The 15,516-nt window shown below is 59.2% G+C and carries 19 protein-coding genes; 12 read left to right on the top strand and 7 right to left on the bottom strand.

Annotated elements, in window-relative coordinates:
- Positions 1–27 precede the first annotated feature (27 nt).
- The 6 genes from ACRWA7_RS11075 to ACRWA7_RS11050 all read left to right on the top strand — a co-directional run bounded on the left by ACRWA7_RS11075 (position 28) and on the right by ACRWA7_RS11050 (position 5,996).
- Positions 28–1,122 (top strand): ABC transporter ATP-binding protein, encoded by a 1,095-nt coding sequence (locus tag ACRWA7_RS11075; protein WP_438392685.1) that lies wholly within the window; start codon positions 28–30, stop codon positions 1,120–1,122.
- Positions 1,109–2,197, top strand: coding sequence for an ABC transporter ATP-binding protein (locus ACRWA7_RS11070; protein ID WP_438392684.1), 1,089 nt, complete (start codon positions 1,109–1,111; stop codon positions 2,195–2,197). The genes ACRWA7_RS11075 and ACRWA7_RS11070 overlap by 14 nt, the downstream gene beginning before the upstream one ends.
- Positions 2,194–3,090: a carbohydrate ABC transporter permease gene (locus ACRWA7_RS11065; RefSeq protein WP_060818644.1), complete on the top strand. Its 897-nt coding sequence runs from the start codon at positions 2,194–2,196 to the stop codon at positions 3,088–3,090. The genes ACRWA7_RS11070 and ACRWA7_RS11065 overlap by 4 nt, the downstream gene beginning before the upstream one ends.
- On the top strand, positions 3,080–3,892 hold the full coding sequence (locus ACRWA7_RS11060; RefSeq protein ID WP_438392682.1) for a carbohydrate ABC transporter permease: 813 nt from the start codon (positions 3,080–3,082) through the stop codon (positions 3,890–3,892). Before ACRWA7_RS11065 ends, ACRWA7_RS11060 begins: the two co-directional genes overlap by 11 nt.
- Positions 3,892–4,173, top strand: a complete 282-nt coding sequence (locus ACRWA7_RS11055) for a DUF2160 domain-containing protein (protein WP_438392680.1) — start codon at positions 3,892–3,894, stop codon at positions 4,171–4,173. The genes ACRWA7_RS11060 and ACRWA7_RS11055 overlap by 1 nt, the downstream gene beginning before the upstream one ends.
- Positions 4,174–4,265: 92 nt before the next feature.
- Positions 4,266–5,996: an ABC transporter substrate-binding protein gene (locus tag ACRWA7_RS11050; RefSeq protein ID WP_438392679.1), complete on the top strand. Its 1,731-nt coding sequence runs from the start codon at positions 4,266–4,268 to the stop codon at positions 5,994–5,996.
- Between the two features lie 65 nt (positions 5,997–6,061).
- Here ACRWA7_RS11050 and ACRWA7_RS11045 read toward each other — a convergent pair whose 3' ends face one another.
- From ACRWA7_RS11045 to ACRWA7_RS11035, 3 genes are all read right to left on the bottom strand, one after another.
- Positions 6,062–6,340, bottom strand: a complete 279-nt coding sequence (locus ACRWA7_RS11045) for an XRE family transcriptional regulator (RefSeq protein WP_438392677.1) — start codon at positions 6,338–6,340, stop codon at positions 6,062–6,064.
- A 41-nt stretch (positions 6,341–6,381) separates the two neighbouring features.
- Positions 6,382–6,849: a CBS domain-containing protein gene (locus tag ACRWA7_RS11040; protein WP_060818648.1), complete on the bottom strand. Its 468-nt coding sequence runs from the start codon at positions 6,847–6,849 to the stop codon at positions 6,382–6,384.
- Positions 6,850–6,933: 84 nt separating this feature from the next.
- Entirely contained in the window at positions 6,934–7,257 is a 324-nt protein-coding gene (locus tag ACRWA7_RS11035; RefSeq protein WP_438392676.1) for a zf-TFIIB domain-containing protein, read from the bottom strand.
- Positions 7,258–7,388: 131 nt separating this feature from the next.
- Between ACRWA7_RS11035 and nhaR the strand changes: the two genes are divergently transcribed.
- Together nhaR and oxlT are read left to right on the top strand one after the other, a co-directional pair.
- Positions 7,389–8,282 carry a transcriptional activator NhaR gene (gene nhaR / locus ACRWA7_RS11030; RefSeq protein ID WP_438392675.1) on the top strand — a complete coding sequence of 298 codons (894 nt, stop codon included), beginning with the start codon at positions 7,389–7,391 and terminating at the stop codon, positions 8,280–8,282.
- Positions 8,283–8,663: 381 nt separating this feature from the next.
- Positions 8,664–9,968 carry an oxalate/formate MFS antiporter gene (oxlT, locus tag ACRWA7_RS11025; RefSeq protein WP_438392674.1) on the top strand — a complete coding sequence of 435 codons (1,305 nt, stop codon included), beginning with the start codon at positions 8,664–8,666 and terminating at the stop codon, positions 9,966–9,968.
- Between the two features lie 88 nt (positions 9,969–10,056).
- Here the strand turns inward: oxlT and ACRWA7_RS11020 are convergent, their stop codons facing one another.
- Positions 10,057–10,323, bottom strand: coding sequence for a cupin domain-containing protein (locus ACRWA7_RS11020; RefSeq protein ID WP_438392673.1), 267 nt, complete (start codon positions 10,321–10,323; stop codon positions 10,057–10,059).
- Between the two features lie 149 nt (positions 10,324–10,472).
- On the opposite strand from ACRWA7_RS11020, the gene ACRWA7_RS11015 reads away from it, so the two are divergent.
- Positions 10,473–11,054, top strand: a complete 582-nt coding sequence (locus ACRWA7_RS11015) for an isochorismatase family protein (protein ID WP_438392671.1) — start codon at positions 10,473–10,475, stop codon at positions 11,052–11,054.
- Positions 11,055–11,113: 59 nt separating this feature from the next.
- Here the strand turns inward: ACRWA7_RS11015 and panS are convergent, their stop codons facing one another.
- Positions 11,114–12,076, bottom strand: a complete 963-nt coding sequence (gene panS / locus ACRWA7_RS11010) for a ketopantoate/pantoate/pantothenate transporter PanS (RefSeq protein ID WP_060818654.1) — start codon at positions 12,074–12,076, stop codon at positions 11,114–11,116.
- Between the two features lie 211 nt (positions 12,077–12,287).
- Positions 12,288–12,710, bottom strand: coding sequence for a DUF1810 domain-containing protein (locus ACRWA7_RS11005; protein WP_060818655.1), 423 nt, complete (start codon positions 12,708–12,710; stop codon positions 12,288–12,290).
- A 125-nt stretch (positions 12,711–12,835) separates the two neighbouring features.
- On the opposite strand from ACRWA7_RS11005, the gene ACRWA7_RS11000 reads away from it, so the two are divergent.
- The 3 genes from ACRWA7_RS11000 to ACRWA7_RS10990 are packed head-to-tail and all read left to right on the top strand — an operon-like array spanning position 12,836 to position 15,046.
- Entirely contained in the window at positions 12,836–13,762 is a 927-nt protein-coding gene (locus ACRWA7_RS11000) for an ABC transporter ATP-binding protein (RefSeq protein WP_438392669.1), read from the top strand.
- Positions 13,759–14,520: an ABC transporter permease gene (locus ACRWA7_RS10995; RefSeq protein ID WP_060818656.1), complete on the top strand. Its 762-nt coding sequence runs from the start codon at positions 13,759–13,761 to the stop codon at positions 14,518–14,520. The genes ACRWA7_RS11000 and ACRWA7_RS10995 overlap by 4 nt, the downstream gene beginning before the upstream one ends.
- A gap of 13 nt (positions 14,521–14,533) precedes the next feature.
- Positions 14,534–15,046: a cupin domain-containing protein gene (locus tag ACRWA7_RS10990; RefSeq protein WP_438392667.1), complete on the top strand. Its 513-nt coding sequence runs from the start codon at positions 14,534–14,536 to the stop codon at positions 15,044–15,046.
- Positions 15,047–15,127: 81 nt separating this feature from the next.
- On the opposite strand, the gene ACRWA7_RS10985 is transcribed toward ACRWA7_RS10990, so the two are convergent.
- Complete coding sequence (locus ACRWA7_RS10985) at positions 15,128–15,331, bottom strand: hypothetical protein (protein ID WP_060818658.1); 204 nt, start codon at positions 15,329–15,331, stop codon at positions 15,128–15,130.
- Positions 15,332–15,516: the final 185 nt, after the last annotated feature.

The raw sequence follows: 15,516 nt of genomic DNA, 5'->3' as shown, positions 1-15,516 counted from the left end.
AAAAGCATTGACGAAGAGGAGAGCAACTTGGTTTTGGAACTGGAGCAGGTCACCGTGTTATCGGGTGGCCAGACACATCTGTACAACGTGGACCTGCGTCTCACGCCCGGCGCGATCAACGTGCTGCTGGGTCCCACGCAGGCGGGCAAGACTACGCTGATGCGCGTCATGGCCGGCCTGGATCGTCCGGCCGCAGGGCGAGTTCTGGTCGATGGCCGCGATGTGACGGGCGTCGGCGTGCGCGAGCGCAACCTCGCGATGGTCTACCAGCAGTTCATCAACTATCCCGCGATGAGCGTGCACGACAACATTGCGTCGCCGCTCAAGTTGCAGAAAATCGATGCCGCGCAGATCGAGCAGCGCGTGGGCGAGGTCGCAGCCAAGCTTCATATCGATCACTTGCTGCAGCGTCGGCCCGGCGAACTCTCGGGTGGCCAGCAGCAGCGTTGCGCACTGGCGCGTGCGCTCGTCAAGCGCTCATCGCTCGTATTGCTCGACGAACCGCTCGTGAACCTCGACTACAAGTTGCGCGAAGAGTTGCGTGCCGAACTCACCACGCTCTTCGCCGACGGCAAGACCACCGTGGTGTATGCGACCACCGATCCGCTGGAAGCGTTGCTGCTCGGCGGCTACACCACAGTGATCGACAAAGGCCGCGTGCTTCAGACGGGCCGCACGCTCGACGTGTACAACGCCCCCGCCACGGTCGACGTCGCCGCGGTCTTCAACGATCCGCCAATGAACATGCTCGCAAGCGACGTGAGCGCGGACGGCGTGGCGCATTTGCCGATGGGTATCGACGTAAGACTGCGACGCGCGGATAACCAGACGGGCCAGTGCCGCATCGGCATTCGTCCGGGGCACTTGCGGCTCGCGCCGCGCACGCCCGAATCCATCGCAGTGCCGTGCCGTCTCGAACTTGCCGAACTGAGCGGTTCTGAGACTTACCTGCATGTGCGCACGCAGCAAGGCGGGGTCGATCTCGTGGCGCAACTGCAGGGTGTGCATCAGATCGGGCTGGGTACGTCGCTGGATGTGTTTGTCGATCCGAACGAGTTGTTTGTATTTGGCGCGGACGCCAGACGCGTGTCCGGTCCGGAGGCGAGTCATGGCTCGTATTGAGTTCCAGGACCTCGCGCACGCGTATCGGCCGGATCCCGCGAGTCTGGATGACTATGCGCTGCAACCCATGTCGATGGTCTGGGAAGACGGCGGCGCGTACGCGTTGCTTGGACCTTCGGGATGCGGCAAGTCCACGCTCCTCAACATTGTCTCGGGCCTCGTGAATCCATCGGAGGGCCGGGTGTTGTTCGATGGCCGCGACGTCACCGCGCTCGGCGCACGCGAGCGCAATATCGCGCAGGTGTTCCAGTTCCCGGTGATCTACGACACCATGAGCGTCTTCGATAACCTCGCGTTCCCGCTGCGCAATCGTGGGATCGCGGCGCCGGAAGTGAAGGCGCGCGTGCATGAAGTCGCCGAGATTCTCGACATGACGCGCGAACTCGGGCGCAACGCGAGCAACCTGTCGGCGGACGCGAAACAGAAGATATCGCTGGGACGCGGTCTCGTGCGCAAGGACGTCGCGGCGATTCTCTTCGATGAACCGTTGACCGTCATCGACCCCCACATGAAATGGATGCTGAGGCGGCAACTCAAGAAGATCCATCAACAACTGAAGCTCACGCTGATCTACGTCACGCACGACCAGGTGGAAGCACTTACCTTCGCCGACGAAGTGGTCGTGATGACCAACGGCCGCGTGGTGCAGAAAGGCGGACCCGAAGCGCTTTTCCTGCATCCGGATCATGCGTTTGTTGGGTACTTCATCGGCAGTCCGGGGATGAATCTGTGCCCGGTCGCGCTCGATTCCGAAGGCGTGAAAATCGGCAAGCAGCATCTTCAGGTCGACCCGGAAACGCTCGCCACCTTGAAGGCAGCCAGCGGCACACTCACGCTCGGTCTCCGTCCGGAATTCGTGCGTCTTTCGGATCATCAGGAGTCCGGCGCGGTCAGGGCGCACCTGTTGCACGCGCAGAGTCTTGGCAATTATCAGCTTGTCACGGCGCAGTGCGAGGGCCAGGTCATCAAGGCGAAAGCCGACCCGCACACCATGCTCGCCGAAGGACCGGTCTGGCTGAAACTGGCGGCGCCGGAAACCGTGTTCTTCAGCAATGACGAGAGGATCGGACGATGAACAAACCCGTCAACCAGAAGGCCTGGCTGCTGGTCGTGCCCGTCTTCATCTGCGTTGCATTTTCCGCGATATTGCCGCTGATGACCGTGGTGAACTATTCGGTACAGGACATCATCAGCCCGACGCAGCATGTGTTCGTTGGAACAGAATGGTTCCGCAGCATCATGAACGACGAAGACCTGCGCGGCGCGCTTGGCCGTCAGATGATCTTTTCGCTTTGCGTGCTGCTGTTTGAAATTCCGCTGGGCGTGGGGCTTGCGCTTGCCATGCCTGCGTCAGGCTGGCGAGCGTCCGCGGCGCTTGTCGTGCTTGCCATGCCGCTGCTCATTCCATGGAACGTCGTAGGTACGATCTGGCAGATTTTCGCGCGGCCGGATATCGGCTTGCTCGGCTACTGGCTCAATGATTTCGGTATCGACTACAACTACACCGCAAGTCCGGCGGCGGCGTGGGTGACGGTGCTCGTCATGGACATCTGGCACTGGACGCCGCTTGTCGCGCTGCTTTGCTATGCGGGCTTGCGCGCGATTCCCGACGCGTTCTACCAAGCCGCTGAAATAGATGGCGCAAGCCGCTTTGCGGTGTTCCGGTACATCGAGCTACCGAAGATGCGCGGCGTGCTGATGATCGCGGTGCTGCTTCGTTTCATGGACAGCTTCATGATCTATACCGAACCGTTCGTCCTGACGGGCGGTGGTCCCGGAGACTCGACAACGTTCCTGAGCCAGTACCTGACGCAGAAGGCCGTGGGCCAGTTCGATCTTGGGCCCGCCGCGGCGTTTTCGCTGATCTACTTCCTGATCATCCTGCTGCTGTGTTTCATCCTCTACAACTGGATGGAGCGCGTGGGCAAGGGCGGCCCCGTCACAACCGGAGACGATCATGCGTCGTGACCGCCGCTGGATGCGCACCGTCACGCTTGTCATCTACATCATGTTCGCGCTGGTTCCACTCTACTGGATGCTGTCCATCTCGCTGCGCACGAACGAGGAAACGCTTGCGTCGTTCTCCACATTTCCGCAGCACCTGACGCTCGACAACTACAAGGTGATCTTCACGGATCCGTCCTGGTACTGGGGTTACATCAACTCGATCATCTACGTGCTGATGAACACGGTCATGTCCGTGCTCGTTGCGTTGCCGGCGGCCTACGCGTTCTCGCGATACCGCTTCCTCGGCGACAAGCACATGTTCTTCTGGTTGCTTACCAACCGTATGACGCCGCCCGCCGTGTTTCTGCTGCCGTTCTTCCAGCTTTACTCGAGCGTGGGATTGATGGACACGTACATTGCGGTGGCGCTCGCGCACATGCTCTTCAACGTGCCGCTTGCGGTATGGATCCTGGAAGGTTTCATGTCGGGGGTATCGCGTGAAATCGATGAAACCGCGTATATCGACGGCTATACGTTTCCTTCGTTCTTCGTGAAGATCTTCCTGCCGCTGATCAAGTCGGGCGTGGGCGTCACGGCATTTTTCTGCTTCATGTTCAGTTGGGTCGAGTTGCTGCTTGCACGCACGCTGACATCGGTCAACGCCAAGCCGATCGCCGCCGTGATGACGCGCACGGTGTCCGCCGCGGGCATGGATTGGGGCGTGCTCTCGGCGGCCGGCGTACTGACTATCGTGCCCGGCGCGCTCGTCATCTACTTCGTGCGCAACTACATCGCGAAGGGCTTTGCGATGGGGAGAGTCTGATGATCACGTGGATGTACTGGACGCCCGAAGTGGCGATCTTCTTTGGCTGCATCGTGCTCATGCTCGCCGGCATGACCGTGTGGGAAATCCGCGCGCCGACTTCGGAACACAAAGGTTTTCTCCCCATCGCGACCACGCGGGGCGACCGGCTGTTCATCGGCTTGCTGAGCGCCGCATATATCAATCTGGCGTGGATTGGCATCAGCGCGGAGAACGCGAATGCATGGCCGGGTTTTGCGGTATCCATGCTCGTGCTTGTTCTGATCATGTGGAAAGGATAAGGAATCCATAGCAAATACGGAAGCACCGGTTCAGCGGTTACCCCGAGCGAGGACCGGCAGATGATCCAGGGGCGGAGACGGAGGAGAACATCATGCAACATAGGAGAAGTATCGTTGCGCTCGCAGTTGGCGCACTCTTCGCTAGCCCGTTGGCGCTGGCTGGCGCGCCCGAAGCGCAGAAATGGATCGACAGCGAATTCCAGCCAAGCACGCTTTCGAAGCAGCAGCAGGCCGACGAGATGAAATGGTTCATCGACACAGCCGCCACGCTGAAGTCGCAAGGGGTAAAGGAAGTGCACGTTGTGTCGGAAACGCTCGACACGCACATGTATGAATCGAAGACGCTCGCAAAAGCCTTCACCGAGATCACGGGTATCTCGGTCAAGCACGACATCATTCAGGAAGGCGACGTTGTCGAGAAACTGCAGACGTCGATGCAATCCGGCCAGAGCATCTACGACGGCTGGATCTCGGACTCCGACCTGATCGGCACGCATTATCGCTATGGTGTGATCGTGCCGCTGTCGGACTACATGCAAGGCGAAGGCAAGGCATATACAAATCCGGGGCTCGACATCAAGGATTTCATAGGAACGAGTTTCACGACCGCGCCCGACAAAAAGCTGTATCAGTTGCCGGACCAGCAGTTCGCCAATCTTTACTGGTTCCGCGCGGACTGGTTTGCGCGCAAGGACTTGCAGGACAAGTTCAAGGCGAAGTATGGCTACGACCTGGGCGTGCCGGTGAACTGGACCGCCTATGAGGATATCGCCGAATTCTTTACCAACGACGTGAAGACTATCGATGGCGCGAAGGTGTACGGGCACATGGATTACGGCAAGAAGGACCCGTCGCTTGGCTGGCGATTCACCGACGCGTGGCTTTCCATGGCAGGCGAAGCGGACAAGGGCATTCCGAACGGCTTGCCCGTCGACGAGTGGGGTATTCGCGTGACGCCCGACGGTTGCCATGCGGTGGGCGCGTCTGTGTCGCGGGGCGGCGGCACGAACAGTCCGGCTGCCGTATATGCGACGACGAAGTACATTGAGTGGCTGAAGAAATATGCACCGCCGGAAGCGTCGGGCATGACGTTCAACGAGGCGGGACCGGTCCCGGCGCAAGGCAGGATCGCACAGCAGATCTTCTGGTACAGCGCATTCACGGCATCCATGCTCAAGCCCGGCAATGTGACGAACGCCGACGGCACGCCAAAGTGGCGCATGGCGCCGTCACCGCACGGCCCGTACTGGAAAGATGGCATGCAGAACGGCTATCAGGACGTGGGCTCGTGGACGTTCTTCAAGTCGACACCGCCCAGCCAGCGCGCGGCGGCATGGTTGTATGCGCAGTTCGTGACCTCGAAGACGGTGTCGCTCAAGAAGTCGATCACCGGACTTACGTTCATTCGCGACTCGGACATTCACAGCGACTACTTCACGAAGAACGCGGACAAGTATGGTGGTTTGATCGAGTTCTATCGCAGTCCGGCGCGGGTGGCGTGGACGCCGACCGGCAATAACGTGCCGGATTATCCGAAGATGGCGCAACTGTGGTGGAAGAACGTGGCGACGGCCGTGGCCGGAGAAAAGGCGCCGCAAGCCGCCATGGACAACCTCGCGAAAGAAATGGATCAGGTGCTCGGACGGTTGCAGCGTGCAGGGATGAAGGTATGCGCGCCGCAGTTGAATCCGGAAAGCGATCCCGCGAAGTGGCTGTCCGATCAGCACGCACCGTGGAAGAAGCTCGCGAATGAGCGTCCGAAGGGCGAGACGGTCAAGTACGACCAGCTGCTTTCGGCGTGGAAGGAGGGCAAGGTTCGCTAGGCTTCATTGCGTAGCTGTGGAAGAACGGGCGATACGTATCGCCCGTTTTGTTTTCCGGATCGCATTCAGGCAACGGCCCTGTTTTCAGGGGCCGCGCAGAGCCACGCCAGATCGACCCGCAGAAGCCTCGAAAGACGCCGGCATTGCCCACTGCCCGGCAGCGTGATTCCAGCCCGCCAGAAGTTGACTTTGTGCTCCTTCACGCCCACATACGACGCAACCAGCCGGGTCGTGATCCGTGCCCGCTTGATCGTCATGTCCAGTTTGGCTGAGAACAGTTTTCGGAAGCGGTCCGAATGCGTGTTCCGTTCAAGGTGAGTTTCCAGTTGGTTCGCACGCCTCATGCTGTTTGCCTCGCTCACAAGTTGGACTGGTTCCACGTGAACTACCGCGCCTCGACTTCCGCCACATCTGCATGGCTGTTCCCGCGAATATAGTGCTCCAGTTGATGAATCGTGAATTGCTGTTCGGCAATCAGGTTCTTGACCAAGTCGCCTATCGACACCATGCCGATCAGCAATCCACCGTCGATAACCGGAAGATGGCGTATGCGGTTGTCCGTCATCAGCGTCATGCAATGATCGGTCGTCTGGTTGAGGCGAACATATCGCACCGCTTTCGACATGACATCGCCGACCGGCGTGTCCCTCGACGAGCGATCGAGCAGCACGATCTTGCGCGCATAATCGCGCTCGGTGAAGATGCCGGTGATCCTGTCACCCGAGGTCACCACCAGCGCGCCGATCTGCTTGTGGGCCATCAGCTTGATGGCCTCGAAAACACTAGCCGTGGCTTCTATGGTGTGAAACGACTGGTTCGGTTTCGAACTGAGTAATTGTGCAACGGTTGTCATGCAGGACCTCGTTGAATAGTCGGGCGTTCAGCGAACGGCCGCGATTGATTGATCGATAAATCCGAAGCTTCAATACCTGGATGCCTAGCCGAAGTCGAACAACTCTCCAAGCATCGACTTCTTCTTTTTATACGGCTGACGACGGTCGTGGTAATCGCGCTCGCGCCTGTCGTCGTCCTCGAAGCGGCTGCGTTCGTCCCGCCTGCGTTCGAATCCCGCATTCGTCGATGCCGTAGCCGTTTGCAGCGCAGCGCCCTGCACGTTGTTATCTCCCGCGGCGCGCTCGATCAGCTTGTCGAGTTCGCCCCGATCCAGCCACACCCCGCGACACGTCGGGCAGTAGTCAATTTCAACGCCCTGACGGTCTGTCATCAACAGGTCGGGGCTCTTGCACGTGGGACATTTCATTCTCGTGGCTCCTTCGTCTGAGACGCTAACGAAGCCTCAATGTACTGCAAGTAAGGTTGTTGTAAAATTCGTATTTTCAACATCGATACTTCGAGAAAACCGATGTATCAGCCAATGCCGCCGAGGGCCAGATGAACTTCAAGCATTTATATTATTTTTGGGTGGCGGCTCACGCCGGCGGCATTGCACGTGCAGGCGCGCAGTTGCATATCACGCCGCAAACGCTCAGCGGTCAGATCAAGCTGCTTGAAGAAACGCTCGATAAAAAGCTCTTCAAGAAGAGCGGCCGCAACCTAGAACTGACTGACGCAGGCAAACTCGCTCTCGACTACGCCGACGAGATTTTTTCCCTTGGCGCGGAACTGGAAGGCGCGGTCAGGCAGGAAAGGGAAGCGGCGCGCACGCAGCTACGGGTGGGCGTGGCGGATTCGGTGCCGAAGACGGTTGCCTACAGGTTATTGGAACCCGCATTGAACCTGTCGGATTCGCTGAAGCTGATTTGCCACGAAGGCAAGCTGCACGGGCTTTTATCGCAACTCGCGGTCCACAAGTTGGACCTGATCATTGCCGACGCGCCGATTCCTTCCGATGTGAACGTGAAAGCGTTCAACCATTCGCTGGGCCGTTCCACGTTGAGCTGTTTTGCGCTCAAGGCGCTGGCGGCGCGCGGCGCCAGGTCGTACCCGGCCTCGCTTGGCGACATGCCAATGCTCCTGCCCGGAACTGACTCGGCCGTGCGAAGGAAACTCGATCATTGGTTGAAGTCTCACGCAATATCGCCGCGAATTGTCGGGGAATTCGATGACAGCGCACTTACGCTTGCATTTGGACGGGAAGGGCGCGGCGTCCTTTTCGCGCCCACGGTTCTGGCGGCGCAACTCAAACGCGAACACGGGCTGGTGGTGATGGGTCACATCGAGACTATTGTTGAGGAGTTCTTCGCGATCTCGATCGAGCGCCGCATCAGCCATCCAGCTATTTCCTCGATCATGAATGCGGCGCGAAGCACCCTGTTCAACGCTTGAATGCCGTTGTTGCACGCGTCATATTTTTTGCGCAGAATTTCTTTCAATTAAATAACAAAAATAACTTACATTACTTTTTGCTTTCGACTATAACGGTCTTACGTGTTGCGGACCGCCATGTCACGTACCACGTCTCAGCCCGTCAGGCTTGCCTGCGGGCTTTTTTTTGCCGATCGAAAAGAGCCGAGGATATGTGATCGGTTCTTTCATATTTCTTTCGGTAGTAACCCGATCTGGTGAAAACCCTGTTGTTTCTTTCACTTGACTTACTTGATATATCACATATTGTGTATCCCATTGTCACCTCGAAATTGAGACGGCAATGAGGCAGACGTCGTTCGGCGTCCCGAATACAAGGCAGCAAATGCCAAGGAGACAATGATGGAAACGAATCGCCCGGTAGGAGAGTCGCGCCTGGCATCGCCGTGGGTGCAACTCGTGTTCGGCGTGATCTGCATGGCCATGATCGCGAACATGCAGTACGGCTGGACGCTGTTTGTGAATCCGATCGATGAAAAGCACCACTGGGGCCGCGCGGCCATCCAGGTAGCGTTCACGATTTTCGTTGTGACTGAAACGTGGCTTGTTCCAATCGAAGGGTATCTGGTCGATAAATACGGTCCGCGTCCTGTCGTCGTGGTGGGCGGTTTGCTTTGCGCGGTTGCATGGGTGCTGAACTCGGTGGCGGGTTCCCTGCCGATGCTCTACTTCGCGGCTGCGGTTGGAGGCATTGGCGCCGGCGCCGTGTACGGCACGTGCGTGGGCAATGCGCTCAAATGGTTCCCGAACCGGCGGGGGCTGGCCGCCGGGATTACCGCGGCGGGTTTCGGCGCGGGTTCCGCTGCCACGGTCGTGCCGATCGCGCACATGATCAAGAGCAGCGGCTACGAAGCGACCTTCCTCTGGTTCGGCCTTGGACAGGGACTGATTGTCTTCTTCCTCGGAATGGCGCTGTTTGCGCCCCCGGCAAGCCTGCTGGCAACTGCCAAGAGCGCATTGAAGTCCGCGGTCTACAACGCCACGCCCAAGCAGGTGATGAGCTCGCCGATTTTCTGGGTCATGTATCTCATGTTCGTGATGATGGCAGCCGGTGGCTTGATGGCGACGGCGCAACTGGGCCCGATTGCGAAAGATTTTGGCCTGCATGATTCGCCGGTTTCGATCCTGGGGCTGACATTGCCAGCGCTTACGTTCGCGCTGACCATCGACCGGGTGCTCAATGGGTTGACGCGGCCTTTCTTCGGCTGGGTGTCGGACCGGATCGGGCGGGAGAACACCATGTTCATGGCGTTCGCAATCGAGGCGATCGGGATTCTGGCATTGTCAAAATACGGGCAAAGTCCGGTTGCGTTCGTGGTGCTGACCGGGATCGTGTTCTTTGCCTGGGGCGAAATCTACAGCCTCTTTCCGGCCACGTGCGGCGATACCTTCGGTCCGAAGTTCGCAGCAACCAACGCGGGCCTGCTCTACACCGCGAAGGGAACGGCGGCGTTGCTGGTGCCCTTCAGCAGCGTGATCACCGCGGCCACCGGAAGCTGGCATGCCGTGTTCCTGCTGGCGTCCGGCATGGCGGCCGCGTCCGCGCTGCTCGCGCTGTTTGTGTTGAAGCCAATGCGGCAGGCCCACAAGCAGAAGCATGCATCTGCTCCGGTGGATATGCCGTTCGCTTCGATCGCCAAGGATTGATGCGGGGATCGATGTAGCGCCGGGTGCAAGTCTCGCCATGTCCGATGGCCGGTAAACTCAGCCGGCCATCGGCCGTATTGAAGAGAGCTTATTTTCGCCCCACGAGATAACACACGCCTTCGGGCCCGTATCGTTCGCTATGGGCTTCGTTCGGCTTCAGGTGAAACACATCGCCGGCTTGATAGCGCGTTTCCTTACCCGCGACTTCAAGCGTCAGCTCGCCCTCCAGGATCAGCGCCTTCGCTTCGAACGGATGCACACGATCGTCCAGGGACGCACCGGCTTCGCGCTCGACCAGCACGGTGGTCTGGAAACCCTCGCGTGCGAGCATTTCGATGAAATCGTCGCGTTCCATGATTGTTCCCCTTGTTTGCGCACCTCGTTCAATCGCTAATATAGGTTGAAACCGTGCGTCCTGCGGCCAATTCCGAAAACGCGTAAAATGTGAGACTGTCCTCATGTTTTTACGCGTATTGTTTTGCGCACATTTCAAATGGAGCCGTCATGTCTAGTCTCGATCTGCATCCTGAACACACCGCGCTGGTGGCCATCGACTTGCAGCAGGGCATTCTCGCGAGGCAACTCGGACCCCATTCAGCCGCCGATGTCCTCGCAAACAGCGTGCGGCTTGCCAATACGGTGCGCGCAAAAGGCGGCCTGGTGGTTTGGGTTCGCGTCGACCTGGCCGGCATTCTGAGTCTTCCCGCCGATGCATCCACCGCGCCGCCGAAGGGTTCGCCGCCACCGCCGGCGAGCGCGTCGGAGTTGTCACCGGAGCTCGGCAGGCAGGGCGCGGACGTGGTCGTGACCAAGCGCCAGTGGGGCGCGTTTTATGGCACCGACCTGGAGCAGCATCTGCGCCGCAACGGCATCCGGAGCATCATCATGAGCGGCATCGCTACGAATTTCGGCGTGGAATCGACGGCGCGCGGCGCGTTTGATCGCGCCTACGAACTCGTGTTTGCGGAAGATGCAATGACGTCGCTGAGCGCTGAAGCGCACGCGTTCGTGATCGCAAATATTTTTCCGCGCATGGGCCGCGTGCGCTCGACGGCGGAAGTGGTGAAGGCGCTGCAAGAGGCATAAGGCGAGACTGGACTGGCCGATGCACGCGCTGCAAAGCGCGGCATCGGCTCGCACGATATTCAAGCCTCCGCGCGCGATCCCTTCGCCACCGCTTCCATCTCCTGCGTCGATCCCTTTGCCGGCCTGCCAGCCCAGTACCCGGCGAGCAGCGACCCCGACAAGTTGTGCCAAACCGAAAACAGTGCGCCCGGCAACGCTGCAATCGGGGTGAAATAAAGCTTGCCGAGCGTCGCGGCCAATCCCGAGTTCTGCATGCCGACTTCAATCGCCAGCGTCCGGCAAACCGCTTCATCGAAACCAAGCAGACGGCCGCCCCAATATCCGCCGAGCAGGCCAATGCCATTATGCAGCACCACGCCGAACATCACCAGCAAGCCCACCGATGCAATGCTCTTCTGCGTCCCCGCGACCACGGCCGAGATGATCAGCAGGATCGCGACCATCGAGATGATGGGCAACGCCGGTTCGACCGCGCGCACCAGCCTGTTGAAAAACTGGTTGATGAAGAGCCCGGCGACGATCGGCAGCGCCACGATCTGGACAATGCTCATCAACATGCCGTGGACGTCGACGGCAATCGAGGCGTCCACGTAAAGGCGCGTGAGGAGGGGCGTCGCGAACACGCCCACGAGCGTCGACAATGCGCTGATGGTGACGGACAACGCAACGTCGCCGCGGGCCAGGTAGATCATCACGTTGGACGCCGTGCCGCTCGCGACGCTGCCGACCAGCACCATGCCGGCGGTCAGGTCGGGCGGCATGCGCAGCAGTTTTGCGATCACCCAGGCGGCAAGCGGCATCACGAGATAATGCAGGCCGATCCCCGCGATCACGGGCGCCGGCCGCGTGAAGACGCGCCGGAAGTCAGCGAAGGAAAGCGTGACGCCCATCGCGAACATGATGATGGTGAGCAGCAGGGTGACATGCGGCGCAATGCCGGTGAACGAGGCGGGCGAGAAGTAGGCGGCGACCGAGATGAGGACGGCCCAAAAGGGGAACAAGCGGGTGACGCGCGAAAGCATGCTGTTTCGATCCTGGCTGATTTAGGGGCGGGGTGAAAGTGCCGAAGGGGCAACAAAAACGGAACTTGCTGACCGTGCCATCGATAAATGCGGCCAGGGGCGCGCCGCGCCGCCGATCCTTTTGAGATTCGCCGGCCGCTGAAGACGCCGGCGCGAATTGTATCGTTTTGCCGAGCGACCCTCGCCGAAGCCGCGTCGGACCGGCGTCGCCCTATTTCAATCGTGCGATGGTCGCCGCATCCGGTTCGCCACCGAAGTAGGTATTCAGCGCCAGTTCAAACGGTGTCTTGTCGCGTGCGGCGTGGGCAAAAAGGGTCATCGACGAATGGAATTTCAGGTCGTCCGGATAGCCGAAGATCTGCTCAACCGAGCGTCCCTCGAGCGCATTCACGATCTGCGTCAGCACTCGCAAGCGTTCGCCGAGCACGGCGTGATCAAGATAGGCACGGGCTTCATCGACCGATGAAATCGCGTAGCGGCGCGCGATTTCGCTATGCCCGAGCCCCTGAATCTGCGGAAATATGAACCACATCCAGTGCGTGCGTTTCTTGCCGCTTTCCAGTTCGGCGGTCACGGTTTCGAACAGCGGATTCTGGGCATCGACAAAACGTTGCAGATTGAATGTGTCGGACATGACCGCCTCCAGATCGTTGCTGTAAAAGTTGCAAGCGACGTTCCCGCCGCATCTGCCGGTTTGGCGCGGACCTGTAATCCCGCCCGCTTGCGAAGAATATGCCGCTTTCTGCTATCTTGGCGGCCATGCAAAACATCATCGAAATTTCGAACCTGTCGAAGAGCTACGCGTCCGGCTTCACGGCGCTGAAAAATGTCTCACTCGATATCCGCCGCGGCGAGATCTTCGCGCTCCTCGGGCCGAACGGCGCGGGCAAAACAACGCTGATCAGCATTGTGTGCGGGATCGTGAATCCCACGGAAGGCGCGGTGCGCGTGAACGGTCACGGCATTATCTCCGACTACCGCGCCGCCCGCGCCATGATCGGCCTGGTGCCGCAGGAACTGACGACCGACGCGTTCGAGTCCGTCTGGGCGACCGTCTCATTCAGCCGCGGCCTGTTTGGCAAGCCGCCCAATCCGGCGCACATAGAAAAGGTGTTGCGGTCATTGTCGCTCTGGGAAAAGAAGGACAACAAGCTTGTCACTCTCTCGGGCGGCATGAAACGCCGCGTGCTGATCGCTAAGGCGCTTTCGCACGAGCCGGAAATCCTGTTCCTCGACGAGCCGACCGCCGGCGTGGACGTGGAACTGCGCCGCGACATGTGGAATCTCGTGCGAGGCCTGAAAGCAAACGGCGTGACGATCATCCTGACGACGCATTACATCGATGAAGCCGAGGAAATGGCAGATCGAATCGGCGTGATCAATCGCGGCGAGATCATTCTTGTTGAAGAAAAATCCGAGCTGATGCGCAAGCTTGGTCAGAAAAAACTCGCGCTGCAACTGGAAGATGCGATCGCGCAGATTCCCGCGGGCTTGAGCGGATACCGGCTGAGCCTGTCGGCGGATGGCTGCGAGCTGACTTACACCTATGACGCGCAGGACGAACCTGGCCGCATCATCACGCTGCTGAAAGACCTCGCCGATAACGGCGTCCAGTTCAAAGACCTGCAAACGACGCAGAGCTCGCTGGAAGATATTTTCGTGAGCCTGGTCGGAGAGAAGAAATGAATATTCATGCAGTCCGGGCAATCTACAGATTCGAAATGGCGCGAACGTGGCGCACCATCATGGGCAGCATCATCTCGCCCGTGATTTCCACGTCGCTGTATTTCGTGGTGTTCGGCGCGGCTATCGGGTCGCGCATTCCCGAAGTGAACGGCGTGAGTTACGGCGCGTTCATTGTGCCGGGCCTCGTAATGCTGTCGCTGCTCACGCAAAGCGTGTCCAATGCGTCGTTCGGCATCTATTTTCCAAAGTTCACCGGGACAATCTACGAACTGCTCTCGGCGCCCGTTTCGTATCTCGAGATCGTGCTGAGTTATGTGGGGGCGGCAGCGACCAAGTCGATCATCCTCGGCCTGATCATTCTCGCGACCGCGCGCCTGTTCGTGCCGCTGCATGTGGATCATCCGTTCATGATGATCGTGTTCCTGCTGCTGACGGCCATCACGTTCAGCCTGCTAGGTTTTATCATCGGCATCTGGGCGGACGGGTTCGAGAAATTGCAGGTGATTCCGCTCCTGATCATCACGCCGCTGACGTTCCTTGGCGGAAGTTTTTATTCCATCGATATCCTGCCGCCGTTCTGGAAAGCCGTCGCGCTGTTCAATCCGGTGGTGTACCTGATCAGCGGCTTTCGCTGGAGCTTCTACGGTATCGCCGATGTCAGCGTCGAGATCAGCCTCATCATGACGCTGGTGTTCCTGGCGGTGTTTATCGGCGTGGTCGCGTGGATATTCAAGACCGGCTACAAGCTGAAATCATGAAAGGTGCGGACAAATGCGTGATATACCGCTTGAACTGATTGAACGCTTAGGGCTTCAGCCGCACCCTGAAGGCGGTTTTTTCCGCGAGACGTATCGGGGCGCGCAGCGTGTATTGAGGGAGGATCGGCCGGAAGAAAGCCGTTCCGCGTCGACTGCGATCTATTACTTGCTCTGCGACGGCGCGCATTCGGCGTGGCACCGGATTCGATCGGACGAGCTTTGGCACTTCCATGCAGGCGAGCCGATCGAGATCCACGTAATCGATGCAGACGGCCAGTTGCATACGCACCGGCTCGGCAACGCGCTGATACATGCCGACGCGGTATTCCAGGTGACGGTTCCGGCGGGGCTCTGGTTTGCGGCGCAGTTGTGTGATCCATCAACGTTCGCGCTTGCCGGCTGCACCGTGGCGCCGGGTTTTGAATTCAGCGAATTCGAACTCGCCGATAGCGCGGCATTGACGCAGGCGTATCCGCAGCACGCGGAAATAATCGGCCAGTTAGCCCCGCGATCAAAACCTTCATGAAAGCGGTGTGAGGGGTATGCACAGGCCAAAAAAAAACGGCGCTCTCGTGATCGAGGCGCCGCTATTTTTCTGGCTGTGATCTTACAGATTTGCTCGCACCGCATCGCGAACGGCATCCATCATGCCGCCGTGGTTGAGCGGGATATCGAGTGAATCGGCGAAGACCTCCTGATCCGTCTGTGCGCGCGCCTCTTTTGGTTCGCGGAGCACTTGCGACTCATACGCTGTATCCGCGGACCGGATGGTGTCACGAGCTACGGCGCGCTGCGCTTGAAAACTCTTCACGATGAACTCCTTGCAGTGATGGAGCGGCGGGAGACTGCAATCCTACGCAATTGCGATGACAAATTTACGACGCATGTCCTTGCCGGAGCGCGTTGCGCGTTCAGCAATCAAAGCGCGGGACTACAGTGTAATAGCTGTCACACAGCCGTAATCGTACTTTTGGCTTATGAAACGATGAAGGGAAT

Origin of the sequence: Caballeronia sp. DA-9 (assembly GCF_051615025.1) — a bacterium.
GTDB lineage: Bacteria > Pseudomonadota > Gammaproteobacteria > Burkholderiales > Burkholderiaceae > Caballeronia > Caballeronia sordidicola.
The sequence above is the reverse complement of the archived record's forward strand: the minus strand, read 5'-3'. Positions and strand labels throughout refer to the sequence as shown.